This window comes from Burkholderia sp. Nafp2/4-1b, from assembly GCF_003635165.1.
In the GTDB taxonomy this organism is placed as follows: domain Bacteria; phylum Pseudomonadota; class Gammaproteobacteria; order Burkholderiales; family Burkholderiaceae; genus Burkholderia.
The window spans coordinates 35,532-48,334 of record NZ_ML058620.1; the positions used below are offsets into that span (position 1 = coordinate 35,532).

The window sequence follows — 12,803 nt, forward strand, 5'->3', positions numbered from 1 at the left end:
ATTCAATCCGGGGTGCTTGCATGCGCCGATGGAACCGGCAGCAGATACTTCTCGAACAACACGCCGGGAGGCGCGTCCTCGCCGAAATCGTGCGACGACAGCAACGTATAGCCTGACGACCGGTAAAGGCCGACCGCTTCGGGTTGTCGCGGCCCGGTTCCCAGATGGACGCGCGTGTAGCCTTGCCGGGCCGCCTGCGCCTCGAGCTCGGCCAGCACGCGCCGCGCGAGCCCCTGACGGCGATGCATGCGACTGACCCAGATACGCTTGAACTCCGCTGTGGCGGGTGTGTGATGGCGCATGAAGGCACCGCCCGCGATGGCCCGGCCTTCTCTCAACAGCAGCAAAAACGCGCCTTGAGGCGGCGCAAATGCTTCGACCGGATAGCGCACAAGCTCCTTGCCGAGTTCTTCCTCAGGAATATAAGCGGCGTAACGGCTGCTGTATTCGTACGCCAGTTCGTCGAACAGCGGCCGCGTGAGCGGGTCCCTGGCCGACACGTAAACAAACCGGTCTTGCTGATCCAACGAAAACTCGACTTCAGACATCAAACGTCTCCTCACGAACCGTTGCCCGAATCGAGGGCCGGCTGGTTCCTTGTCCATTGGTGGGTACTCGTTGCGGGAGTGCCGGCCGGTTGCGCCGTATCGGGCCACGGTATGCATACGGCACAGGCGGGAACGTCGTTATCCGCTTGCGGCGCGCGATGCACGCTCGTACACGATCAGCATCGGACTCGCGTCCGGATACCACGCGCGACGCCGAAAGCGCCGTACCGCACGCGACATGGGACCGGCAAACACGCGCGCCTTCGCGCGCACCGAGCGTGGGCGATGCTCGCTTTCCGGCACCGAAATGAGCGGATGGGAATCAGTTGGGATGTGCATGGTCCGGACACGGGCGGACCGGTTGACGATACCGGCATCCGCCCGAGCGCTTGATCTTAGTCAACCTCGATCACGCACAAAATATCGATTGCTGCGATGCTTCGGCGCCGCACGCAGATAACGAATCCCGTGTGGGTCGCGCAATACGCGCGGCGTTCGGTCCGAAATGCCCGGGCGTCACAGGTGCCCGGGCGCGCAAGGTTCAGCCGACGAACCTCGCCTCAACGCCGCTGCGCACGACGAGATCAAAGCGCTCGGGCCGAATATGAAACACCGTGGATTCGCACGTGCGACCGTCGGCCAGACGCGACGTCCGCCGCAACACGAGCAGCGGTGCTGCATTGACGGTCTTCAGCCGGGCGGCGATATCCTCCGGCGCGGCCACGGCCGTCACCGACAGATCGGCATCCGTGATGCGCCAGCCCAGCAAGCCTTCCAGTACCTCGTAAGTCGACATCCGCTCGGCCTGCTCGAAGGTGACGGTCCCGGCGTCGGGCAGCAGGCAGGTCTGCGCGAGTGCGATCGGCTCGTCGTCGACCCAGTGCAGGCGTTCGAGATAGATGCAGCGCGTGACGTCGGCGGCGAATGCGTGCCGCAAGCCCGGCGGCACGTCGCACGCTTCCATCCGGAGCAATTCCATCCGCGCCCGTGCGCCCTGCCCGGCGATCGAATCGCGGAGCCCGCGCAGCACGTCGAGCCGATGCCGCAGCCGCCGCTTCGCGGCGAAAGTCCCTTTGCCCTGCTTGCGCTCGACGATGCGCGCGTCGGTCAGCCGATCGAGCGCGAGCCTGACGGTCACGCGGCTCACCTCGAAACGCTCGCTCAACTGCGCCTCGGACGGCAGCTTTCCCGTCGGCTCGTACACGCCCTGCTCAATCTCGTCGCGCAGCGTCGTCGCGATCTGCTCGTAAAGCGACGTCGTGTCGTCACGCACCAGCGTCATCGGTCGTTCCTTTCCGTGCTCGGCCCGCGCTTTTGCGCGATCTTCGATATCGATATGAAAAGCAATTGGATCGCTCAACTTGTATTAATACGTATTATGACATCTCGACAGACGGTCGAGGCTGCCGTTTCAGAGTCCGACGCACCGGGAGCATATCAGTGACTGACAACGCAATCGGCACGCCGCCGCTCGACGGCGCGCAGGCCAGCCGGCCGACACGGGCCGAACCGGCAACGACGCCGCGCATCGATCCGCATGCGACGGGTCGGTCGCGCAGCGCACAGTGGCGCGCCGTGATCGGCTTCGCTGCCGCGTGGCTGGCGTTCTTCGCCATCGCGTGGTGGCTCCCCGCGCCCGCGCATCTGTCCGCCGAAGGCAAGGCGACGCTCGCCGTCGTCGCGTGGGTCGCGATCGTATGGATCACCGAGGCGATTCCCGTCGGCGTGAGCGGCATCCTGCTGCCGATGCTGCTCGTGCTGTCGCACGCGAGCCCGTCGTTTCCGAAGGCGGCCAGCGGTTTCGCCGCGCCGGTCGTGTTCCTCTGCCTCGCCGCGTTCCTGTTCTCCGCGATCATGCAAGCGAGCGGGCTCGACCGCCGCATCGCGCTGCTGCTGCTCGATCGCCTGAAGGTGCGCACGGCCAACGGCGTGATCTGGGCGATGTTCGCGGTGAACTGCGTGATGGCGCTCGTCGTGCCGGCCGCGAACGCACGTGCCGCGACGCTGCTGCCGGTCACGAACGGCATCGTGCGGCTGTTCGGCGAAACACCGCGCGAGCGCGCCGCGCGCAAGGCGATCGTGATCCAGACGCTGGTGTACGGCGCGATGATCAGCGGGATGTGCATCCTGACGGCCCATCTGCCGAACATGGTCGTGTCGGGCCTGCTCGAGAAGCAGCTCGGCATCCGGATCTCGTATCTGACGTGGCTCAAACTGCAGTGGCCGTACCTCGGGATGTTCGCGATCACGCAAGCCTGGGTGCAGTTCCATTTCCGCTCGCGCGCCGTCGCGATTCCCGGCGGCCTCGGCGCGATCGCCACGATGCGTCGTGCGCAGCCGCCCGCCGCGCGCAACGACTGGGCCGTACTTGCCCTGTTTGCGGCGGTCGCGGTGTTGTGGGCCACCGAGCCGCTGCACCACCTGCCGTCGGAAATCGTCGCGCTGATCGCGCTGGCGCTGCTGTTCGCACCCGGCGTACTGCGGTTCGGCTGGGCCGAGGTCGAACAGCGGACGATCTGGGGCACGCTGTTCCTGCTGGCCGGTGCGTTGTCGTTGTCTTCGGCAATCAGTGCGTCGGGGCTCGCGAGCTGGGCGGCCGATCACGTCTATGTCGCCGCGCGCGGACACGGCTGGTGGCTGGCGATCGCGATCGTGATGGTCGGCACGCACGTGATTCGCATCGGCATGCTGTCCAACGTCGCGGCCGTCACGATGATCGCGCCGATCGCGCTGGCGCTCGCGCCGCGTCTCGGGCTGCATCCGGTCGCATTCACGATGCTCGTCAGCGATACCGATAGCTTCGCTTATCTGCTGCCCACGCAGATCACCGCGGGCGTCATCGCGTACAGCAGCGGCGCATTCTCGACGGCCGACTACGCGAAGGTCGGCGTGGTGTCGGTGCTGATCGCGATCGTCTATGGCCTCTGCGTGATCGCCCCGTGGTACGCGTACATGGGCATCCCCGTGTGGGATGCGAGCGCGCCCTGGCCGTTCGCGCATTGACGCGCGCCGCCTTCCATCGACAATCATTTTGCATTCCACAATGAGCGAATCCAACGACGCCATCGATCCCGTTGACGCGCGCGCCGCCTCGCTGCGCGACCGCCTTGGCCCGCACGTCGCACCCGAAGGGCTGTACGCGCGCCACAAGCGCCTGCCGTTTGCCGGGAGCGTGCGCTGCAACGTCACGCGGCTCGAAGCCGGCGAGTGGAGCGAGATCGTGCTCGACTATCAGGTCGGCTCGTCCGGCATCGCCGACGGCGGCTGGCTGAAGGCGACCTTCAAGTTCTATTCCGACTGGGCGCTGTTCCAGACGAGCGATCCGAGCGCCGCGAACTACATCAGCGCCGAATACCATGCGGCGCCGCTGGTGCCGGGCCAGAGCCCGGCCACCGTGCAGGCGCTGAACGTGCGTTTCGACCAGAAGGGGCACGAGCGGCCGTTCCAGAAAGCCGTGATCGTCGACGTCGTCGACGGTTACGTCAATGCCGGCGACCGGATCGTGATCCGCCTCGGCGACCGCCGGCGCGGCCCCGGCACGCGCGTGCAGACTTTCGCCGAAGACAACTTCCGGTTCCGGCTCTATGTCGACCCGCTCGGCACGTCGCGCTTCGTCGCAGTGCCGGGCGACGTGTCGATCGACATCCACGCCGGCGCGCCATCCGACGTGCTGCTGAACGGCCCGCGCTTCGTGCAACCCGGCATGCTCGCGCCGTTCCGTTTGTCGCTGCAGGACCCCTGGGGCAATGCGTGCCGCGATGTCGGTGGCATCGCGCGTGTCGTCGCCTACGATGCACGCGGGGAGACCGTCTACCAGCGCGAACACGCGCTGCCCGATGCGGGTTTCGCGAGCTGCGCGGTGGACGATCTCCCGGTCGACGCAGGCACGCTGCGCATCGTCGCCGACGTGCCGGCGCGCGCGGACGTGCGCGCGGCCGAAGCGTGGCTGACGATCGATGCGTCGCTGCCCGCGCCGCGCGCGCTGTATGCGGATCTTCATGTGCACGCACATGACACCGTCGGCACCAACAGCCCCGAGTACAACGCGCGCTACGCACGCGACATTGGCGGCATCGACGTGCTCGGCTATACCGCGAACGATTTCCAGATCACCGACGAGAACTGGCAGCTCGGCGTCGACGCGGTCGAACGCTTCAACGAGCCGGGCCGCTTCGTCGTGTATCCGGTGCAGGAATGGTGCGGCAGCTCGACCGCAGGGGGCGATCACAACGTGGTGTTCCTCGGCGATGCGCGACCGGATTTTCCGTACAACGCGCGTGGCGAGCACAACCGTACGCTGGTCTGGAACGAGGACATGAAGGGCAATGCGGTCGAACTGGGCCGCTGGCCCGTCGAGGAACTGTGGGATGCGTATGCGGACGATGCCGCGCAACATCTCGTCATGCCGCATGTGGGCGGTCGCCGCTACATCCCCGACTGGCACCACCCGGAGCTCGAACGGCTCGTCGAGATCGCGTCATCATGGGGCCATTTCGGCTGGCTGTACCAGGACGTGATCGCACGCGGCTATCAGCTCGGCGTCGCGGCCAGCGGTGACGAACATCGCGGGCGGCCCGGCGGCGGCGCGCCCGGCGTGCAGGTATTCGGCGTCCACGGCGGGCTGACCGGCGTGCTCGCGACCGCACTCGATCGCAAGCACGTCGGCGAAGCACTGCGCGCGCGGCACACGTGGGCGACCACGGGCGAGCACAGTGCGCTGCTCGTGCGCTGCGGCGACCACCGGCAAGGCGACGCGTTCGCGCATCGCGGGCCGGCAAGACTGGACTACCGGCTGCTCGGGCAGTCAGGATGGGAATACGTGGCCGCGTACGATCACGACGGCTTGCTGTGGGAGCGCAACCTGCATGCGGAACTCGGTTATGCGGATCGCCTGATCCGGGTGCGCTGGGGCGGTGCACGCATTCGCGACCGCTATCGCTGGGCTGCATGGCGCGGCCGGATCCGGATCGTCAACGGCACGATCCATCGCTTCGGGTCGAACGGGTTCGAGCATGTCGAGGAGTCGGCATGGCGCAACGGCGCGACCGACGTCGAGTTCCGCAGCGACACCTACGGCGACGCGGACAGCATCGAGCTCGACATCGGGAACCTCGCCGCCGCGACGATCGTGGTCGAAGGCACGATCGACGGCTTCGCGAAGGTCGGCGATCCGCTGGAACGCAATCCGTTCGTGCACGCGCCTGCGTTCCGCTTCGAAATCAGCGGCGCGGAGTTGCTCGCGCGCGGAACGGCGACACACGCACTCGGCGGCACGGAGTTGTTCGTGGCGCTCGAGCGTCTGACGGACCAGGCGCTTCCCGTCGATCTGGCAGGCAGCATCGACGTCGCACCTGGCAACGCATCGTTCGGATTCCGTCCCATCTATTTCTTCGGGCGGCAGCGCAACGACAGCAAGGTGTGGTCGTCCGCGCAGTTCATCCGTTTCCAGACGGACTAAGAGGCGCGCCGCACCGGGTGTACGCGACGCATGCCCGTGCGGCTTTCGCGTGCGCGTTCAACAAAAAAAGCCCGGCCCGCATCGAAGCGGGCCGGGCCTTCGCCGAAGACGTACCGCTTACAGCGCGCCGCCTTGTGCCGACGCCGAACCCTTCACGCCGACCGACGCGCCGCCCTGCACCGAGTTCGTCGCGCCTTCGAGCGCTTCGCCGGCCTTCGCCTTCGCGCCGCCGGCGACATCGCCCGCGGTCGACATCGCACCTTGCGCGTGGCTCTTTGCCGAGCTCGCGACGTGCTTCACGTGCGACTTCGTTGCGTGCGCAGCCGATACGGCCGCATCCTTCGCCGAACCGGCGGCCGAACCGACCGCCTGCGTCGCGCCGCCAACCGCGTTGCCGGCGGCCGAGCCTACGCCGCCGACCGTCTTGCCGACACCGTTCAGCGCACCGCCGACGAGGCTGCCTGCGCCCGAACCCGAACCCGCGGCATTCGCGCCTGCACCGGCCTGCACGCCCACGCCGCCGCCGAGCAGCGGCGTCTGGACTTGTGCGCCGACGCCGGCGGAGCCTTCCGCGCCCGTCTGGGCGGTTTGTGCGAATGCAGCCGAAGCGATTGCCGTCAGCGCGGCACCCAGCAGGATCGTGCGAATCTTGGTCATGGTCATTCTCCCTAAGACGTTGTTGCTGCGGGCCGCATTCTGCGGCGGGTCGCATGCCTCACCGCGACGTGCGGCAGGTGGAGCTAATGTAGCGGCGCTCACGTCGCAAAACCTCAAATTGCGGGGACTGTTACTTCGGTTGCAAATGCTGACGATTGACTCACACTGTTTGACAATCATCGCGCGCGGCTCGTGATTGGCGTTGCGCGACGGCATGCATCGGCGCGCCCGGAACAACGCGCGGGTCAGCACGGAAAGCGATCATTCCTATAGGGTTCCTAATGGATGGGGTTCGGCCGACCGTCGGTGCGACCCGACAACCGGGTTCTCGCGATCGGCTAGATTGAAACGCTGACAGCCCCCCTGTGCTGGATCGTCGGCATTCGGCCGCTGCGCGCGCGGCGTGCGAACGATGCGGCCGCCGGCCGTGCCGCGCGCGAACACTCGCGCGCGAACACGGAGTGGCCTCGTGCACGCGACGAAACGCGGCAGGCTTTATTCGGCTGGATTTGACTGGATCAGTCGCAGGATGCGGCTGTCGTACGGCGACTGCATGACTTCCGCGACGCGGATGTCGGACGCAGCCGGGTGCAGCGGATTCAACAGGAAGTTGTGCGCGTGCGGCACGACGACGCTCGGCACGCGCAGCAGTGCGCTCGGCTGCGTGTGCAGCCACTCGGTGCCGGCGCTGCGGGTCCAGTCGACGTTGTCGCGCCAGTCGGCCGGCGCATCGCCTTCCGCGATCTCTGCAACGTCCACCGATTCGGGCACCTCTACGCGCAGCAGCTGGTAGCCGCTCGGCAATTGCGCGACGGTGGCGATTTCGAAGTGAACGAGCGTCTCGAGCAGCGCAAGCGCCGGATGCTCGGCAAGATAGACGACCGGCTGTCCGGCAAAATGCCAGCGCCCGCCGGCCCGCAATCCGCCGATACCTTTCAGATCCGCGTAATTGCTGATCCGCCACAGCGTCGTCAAGCGAAGTACCCCTCGTCGATCTGCGTAAGGGCCTCCTCGACGAGACGGGCGCCATGCTCGGTGCTCGACATGTCGAGCGACGTGCGGCCGCCGAAGCGCTGGAGCCCGTTGCGCAGCCACGCCATCGCCTTGTCCTGGTCGCCGAACGTGGCCGTCGCCTGCGCGACGATGCGCGCCAGCCGGATCGCCTTGTCGGACTCCTCCGGCGACAGGCGCTCGTGCGCCTGACGACGATGGCTCAGCGTGCGCCGCGGGATGATGAACGCGAGCTCGTCCGACTTCAGGCCGCGCTCCGACAGCCGGTCGATCACCGCGACGTCGACACGCGCGCTCGCCAACTCGGCGAGATCGGCGCCCGAGCGCACGCGAATCGCGAGCAGCTGCTCGAGTATCGTGAATTCGGCCTGGCGCGGGTGCGCGACGCCCGACGGGTGAAACGCGATCGTGCTCATGATTCTTCTCCGGCAATTTGCCCAATCATTATAGGCGTTTTGCCAGGAACGGGCGGATTTCGACGTTCGCCGTTGGCGGGGCGCGGCGCAGGGCCGGCCGACCGTGCCTCGCGTACGGCGGTTGGCCCTAGCCCATGCAATGGTTCACCGACGTCATCTTGTTGTCACGTAACAACTCTTTTAACAAATGCCCGCCCATAGATTGCCATGCTTCCCGCCGACTGTTTACCCAGTTGCAACAATTAATCACTGGAATGCCTATTTCCGACCGGTAGTGCGATCGCTACGATGCAATCACTCGCTCGACGCAACCAGCGCAGCGCCAAATTTACGAAAACCGGAGGTCACCATGAAGTCGTTCATCTACGCAGTCGCCGCTGCCACCGCCCTTACCGCATCCGTTGGCGCATTCGCCCAGTCGAACCCGTCGGGCGAACTGACGCGCGCCCAGGTCCGCGCGGAACTCGTCCAGCTCGAACAGGCCGGTTACAAGCCGGAGCTGTCCGACGCGCACTATCCGAATGCGCTGCAGACCGCACAAGCACGCGTGACCAACAACGATGCAACGGGTTACGGCGCCCAAGCCGCCGCCGGCGTGCGTACCGGTCGCGCGAACTCGGTCAAGCAAAACGATCGCGACTTGGTCTATTTCGGTCAGTAAGACCGACAGGCCACCACACGCGGCGCGTACCGCGATACGTGCGCTGCCGACGAAACACCCCGCCCCGTTCATTCGGAGCGGGGTGTTTCGTTTTCGACGCATGCGACAGGCGTGCTGCGCGAAGCCCGATCAAGACGCGCGCGGACCGGTCGCCACACCGCACCGTTCACGCAGCGTGCGGGCGTTTGCGCATAGAATGGCCGCGTGGTCGGCGCCGGCCGAAGCGAACGCAAGCGAAGCCTCGAGTTGCCGGGCATACCGCACTCGCTGGCCGACCCGATGCCGCACTCATCGCATTTTTCGAAAAGGAGCGGTTTCATGTCACAAACATCCGGTTCCATGATCACGTTTCGCCGCCCGGACGGGCAGGAACTGCAGGGCTACCTCGCAACGCCGGAACGGACCGAAGGCGCACCCGCGGTCGTCGTCATCCAGGAGTGGTGGGGCTTGAATGACCAGATCCGCGGCGTCGCCGATCGCCTCGCGCGCTGCGGCTACTTCGCGCTCGTGCCCGACCTGTATCGCGGCAAGTCGACGGTCGAGGAAGAGGAAGCGCACCACCTGATGACGGGCCTCGATTTCGGCGACGCCGCATCGCAGGACATCCCGGGTGCAGTCCAATACTTGAAGACGCGCGCGTCGCGCGTGGCGGTCACCGGCTTCTGCATGGGCGGTGCGCTCACGCTGCTGTCGCTGCAGTTCGCCGAAGCGGACGCAGGCGTTACCTGGTACGGTTTCCCGCCGCTCGACTACCTCGATCCGTCGAAGCTCAAGGTGCCGCTGATGGGGCACTGGGGTACGCAGGATGCGTTCTTCGCGATCGACCAGGTCGATGCGCTGGAGAAGAAGCTGACCGATGCGAAGGTCGATATCGAATTCCACCGCTATCTCGCGCATCACGGGTTCGCGAATGAGACGGCCGTCGGCCCGGGCCGCATCGGCGGCACGCAGTTCGATCCGGTGTGGTCGCAGCTCGCGTGGGATCGCACGCTTACGTTCTTCGGGCGCACGCTCTGGAACAAGTAGCAGCAAGCAATAACCGCACGGATACCGCACCGCTGCCATGCGGCGATGCGCGTGAAGCAAAACGCCACGGGCTTGCGCCCGTGGCGTTTTCGTTTGCGGAGATCAATGCGTTACACGAGCGTCGGTAGCGCTGCGCGGCTGACGTCGACGCGTTTCGGCAGGATGCCCGCCTGATGGAACACGTCCGCGATGCGCTGCTGGTATGCGATCGTCTCGCGCGCCACGGGTTCGATGCCAAGGCGCGCACGGCGAAATGCGAGCGCCACGGCCGGCTCCGGAATGCCGCACAGTTTCGAGAATTTGGACGCGCGCTGCGCGCGATTCGCATCGAGCCATCGGCATCAAGTTCGGTATGCGAAGTATCTGATGAAACTGGAGGTCGATTCAGGACGACGTAACGTGCGCCGCGTCATTCGACCCGGCACACATTCTCCGTCTTCGTTCAGGACTTTCAGGACTCGCAGGAGCCACGGAGCGCCGCCTCGTCGGCGGACAGCATTTCGGGCACGCATTCCCGCAGGAAATCGACGAACGTCCGGATCTTCGCATCAAGGTACTGGCGCGACGCGTACAGCGTATAGGCCGTCAGCTTCTGCAACCGGTAATCGGGCAATACGCGCACCAGGGCGCCGCTCGCGAGGGCGGGCACCGCGCTCGACATCGGCAACGAGCCGATCCCGAGGCCGGCACGCAGCGCGGCGCCGAGTGCATCGGCGATGTTTACCTGGAAGTCGGGCAACGGCAGCTCGAAGGTCTCGCGACCGTTGGGGCCATCGAGATGCCAGCGGTCGCGCGGAAAGATAGAGGTGACGATCTGCAGGCACGAATGCGCTTCGAGATCGCGTACGGTGTGCGGCGTGCCGCGCTCCTGCAGGTACGCGGGCGACGCGCACAGCACGCTGTGCACATCGCCGAGCCGCTGCGACACCAGCCCCGAATCGGGCAGTTCCGTCGCGCTCAACTGCAGCGACACGTCGTAGCCTTCGTCGATGATGTCGGGCACGTGCTGCGACAGCGTCAGCTCGACCGCCACCGACGGATAGCGCTGCCGGTATCGCACGACCGCGGGCACGACGTACGCCTGGCCGAAGCTCGTCGTCGCGTGCACATGCAGGCGTCCCGACGGCTTCGCCTGCGCATCAGCCGCCTCGGCTTCCGCTTCGTCGATATAGCCGAGAATGCGCTGGCACCGGTCGAGATAGCGCTGCCCGGCATCGGTCAATGCGATGCGGCGCGTGCTCCGGTTGAGCAGACGCGTGCGCAGGTGGGTTTCGAGTTGCGCGACCGAACGCGATGCGTACGCGGTGGTGATGTCCAGGCGCTGGGCCGCGCTCGTGAAGCTGCCCTCCTCCGCCACCCGGACGAAAATCCGCATCATCTGTAACGTGTCCATCGACATGTCCCCGGGATTGAAATCGCTTTGCAGCGGCGCCCGCCCCGGCACGGCCCGGTCTGGCGCGAATTGTGCGGAACAGTAACGCAGCGGTGCAGGCGTGTCCAGTTTGCCGTGCGCCGCCGTGGGAGCCTTCGTTCACACGACAGCCGATGTCGACGGACGGCTCGTACCGGACCATTGCCGGCCGCATGGCGGCGGCCGGCCGCGCACGCATTGCGCGTGCGCCATCGCGCTCAGGCCGGGTCGAACGGATTGCTCAACACGATCGTGTCGTCGCGCTCGGCGCCGGTCGTGATCATCGACACGGGTGCACCCGCAACCGCCTCGACGCGCGCGATGAAATCCCGTGCGGCACGCGGCAGCGCCGCACGCTCGCGCACGCCCTTCACGGTGCCGTGCCATCCGGCGAATCGTTCGTACACGGGAATCGCGCGCGACTGCGCATCGAGGCTCGCGGGCAGATGGTCGACGCGTGCACCGTCGAGTTCGTAGCCGACGCACAACGCGATCGATTCGAAGCCGTCGAGCACGTCGAGCTTGGTGAGCGCGAGAGAATCGATGCCCGAGATCCGGACGGCCTGCCGCAATTGCGCGGCGTCGAGCCATCCGCAGCGGCGCGGCCGGCCGGTGTTGACACCGAATTCCTGCCCGCGCGCGCGCAGCGTTTCGCCGGTCGCGTCGGACAGTTCGGTGAGGAACGGGCCGCCACCGACGCGCGTCGCGTACGCCTTGGTCACGCCCAGCACGTGGCCGAGCTTCGATGCCCCGAGGCCCGTGCCCGCTGCGGCGGCGGACGCGACGGTGCCCGACGACGTCACGAACGGATAGGTGCCCCAATCGATGTCGAGCATCACGGCCTGCGAGCCCTCGAACAGGATGCGCTCGCCGCGTTCGGTCGCGTCGTTGAGGTCGGCCCACACCGGACGCACGAACGGCACGATCTTCGGTGCGATGTCGAGCAGCGTGGCCAGCAGCGCGTCGCGCGAGCACGGCTCGAGGCCCAGGCCACGAAACCACGCGTTGTGATGATCGACCAGCACGTCGAGTTTGTCGGCAAGCCGCCCCGGTTCCGCGAGATCGGCGACCCGCAAGCCACGGCGTCCGACCTTGTCCTCGTACGCCGGCCCGATTCCGCGCAGCGTGGTGCCGATGGGCTCGCGGCGCAGACGCTCCTGCGCCTCATCGATTGCGCGGTGAATCGGCAGGACCAGCGTCGCGTTCTCCGCGATCGACAGATTGTCGGGCGTCACCGACAGACCAAGTTCTGCCATCCGTCCGATCTCGGCCAGCAGTGCCTCCGGATCGAGCGCCACGCCGTTGCCGATCACGCCGCGCTTGCCGCGCACGATGCCGCTCGGCAGCAGCGCAAGCTTGTACGTCTTGTCGCCCACGACCAGCGTATGGCCCGCGTTGTGCCCGCCGTTATAGCGCGCGACGAGATCGGCCTGCGCCGCCAGCCAGTCCACGACGCGCCCCTTCCCTTCGTCGCCCCATTGGGCGCCCACCACCACGACGTTCGGCATGCTCCATACTCCATGTGAGAAATCCAGACACATATATCGGCCGCATCGGCCGGTTGTGTGCCATATTGGCGGAGCAAGATCACCCGATCAAACGATTAAATCTGAGC

At 66.5% G+C, this 12,803-nt stretch carries 12 protein-coding genes; 4 read left to right on the plus strand and 8 right to left on the minus strand.

The genetic code is table 11. The features are described from left to right. Positions 1-2: 2 nt before the first annotated feature. Complete coding sequence (locus C7H84_RS28305) at positions 3-548, minus strand: GNAT family N-acetyltransferase (protein ID WP_121861943.1); 546 nt, start codon at positions 546-548, stop codon at positions 3-5. A 541-nt stretch (positions 549-1,089) separates the two neighbouring features. Continuing rightward, the gene (locus C7H84_RS28310) at positions 1,090-1,830 is read right to left on the minus strand and encodes a GntR family transcriptional regulator (protein ID WP_121861890.1); all 741 of its coding nucleotides are present in this window, start codon (positions 1,828-1,830) and stop codon (positions 1,090-1,092) included. A gap of 158 nt (positions 1,831-1,988) precedes the next feature. On the opposite strand from C7H84_RS28310, the gene C7H84_RS28315 reads away from it, so the two are divergent. After that, positions 1,989-3,551: a DASS family sodium-coupled anion symporter gene (locus tag C7H84_RS28315; protein ID WP_240462116.1), complete on the plus strand. Its 1,563-nt coding sequence runs from the start codon at positions 1,989-1,991 to the stop codon at positions 3,549-3,551. Between the two features lie 40 nt (positions 3,552-3,591). Then, entirely contained in the window at positions 3,592-6,006 is a 2,415-nt protein-coding gene (locus C7H84_RS28320) for a hypothetical protein (protein ID WP_121861891.1), read from the plus strand. Between the two features lie 117 nt (positions 6,007-6,123). Here C7H84_RS28320 and C7H84_RS28325 read toward each other — a convergent pair whose 3' ends face one another. From C7H84_RS28325 to C7H84_RS28335, 3 genes are all read right to left on the minus strand, one after another. Continuing rightward, the gene (locus tag C7H84_RS28325; protein WP_121861892.1) at positions 6,124-6,663 is read right to left on the minus strand and encodes a hypothetical protein; all 540 of its coding nucleotides are present in this window, start codon (positions 6,661-6,663) and stop codon (positions 6,124-6,126) included. A gap of 495 nt (positions 6,664-7,158) precedes the next feature. Then, entirely contained in the window at positions 7,159-7,638 is a 480-nt protein-coding gene (locus C7H84_RS28330; protein WP_121861893.1) for an RES family NAD+ phosphorylase, read from the minus strand. Continuing rightward, positions 7,635-8,090 (minus strand): antitoxin Xre/MbcA/ParS toxin-binding domain-containing protein, encoded by a 456-nt coding sequence (locus C7H84_RS28335; protein ID WP_006753033.1) that lies wholly within the window; start codon positions 8,088-8,090, stop codon positions 7,635-7,637. Before C7H84_RS28335 ends, C7H84_RS28330 begins: the two co-directional genes overlap by 4 nt. 349 nt (positions 8,091-8,439) lie before the next feature. Between C7H84_RS28335 and C7H84_RS28340 the strand changes: the two genes are divergently transcribed. Further along, entirely contained in the window at positions 8,440-8,751 is a 312-nt protein-coding gene (locus C7H84_RS28340) for a DUF4148 domain-containing protein (RefSeq protein ID WP_121861894.1), read from the plus strand. A 318-nt stretch (positions 8,752-9,069) separates the two neighbouring features. Further along, positions 9,070-9,777 (plus strand): dienelactone hydrolase family protein, encoded by a 708-nt coding sequence (locus tag C7H84_RS28345; protein WP_121861895.1) that lies wholly within the window; start codon positions 9,070-9,072, stop codon positions 9,775-9,777. 110 nt (positions 9,778-9,887) lie between these two features. Here C7H84_RS28345 and C7H84_RS28350 read toward each other — a convergent pair whose 3' ends face one another. The 3 genes from C7H84_RS28350 to C7H84_RS28360 all read right to left on the minus strand — a co-directional run bounded on the left by C7H84_RS28350 (position 9,888) and on the right by C7H84_RS28360 (position 12,696). Continuing rightward, positions 9,888-10,043, minus strand: a complete 156-nt coding sequence (locus C7H84_RS28350; protein ID WP_240462117.1) for a hypothetical protein — start codon at positions 10,041-10,043, stop codon at positions 9,888-9,890. Between the two features lie 185 nt (positions 10,044-10,228). Beyond that, positions 10,229-11,170, minus strand: coding sequence for a LysR family transcriptional regulator (locus C7H84_RS28355; protein WP_121861945.1), 942 nt, complete (start codon positions 11,168-11,170; stop codon positions 10,229-10,231). A 236-nt stretch (positions 11,171-11,406) separates the two neighbouring features. Further along, entirely contained in the window at positions 11,407-12,696 is a 1,290-nt protein-coding gene (locus tag C7H84_RS28360; protein WP_121861896.1) for an adenylosuccinate synthase, read from the minus strand. Positions 12,697-12,803 lie beyond the last annotated feature (107 nt).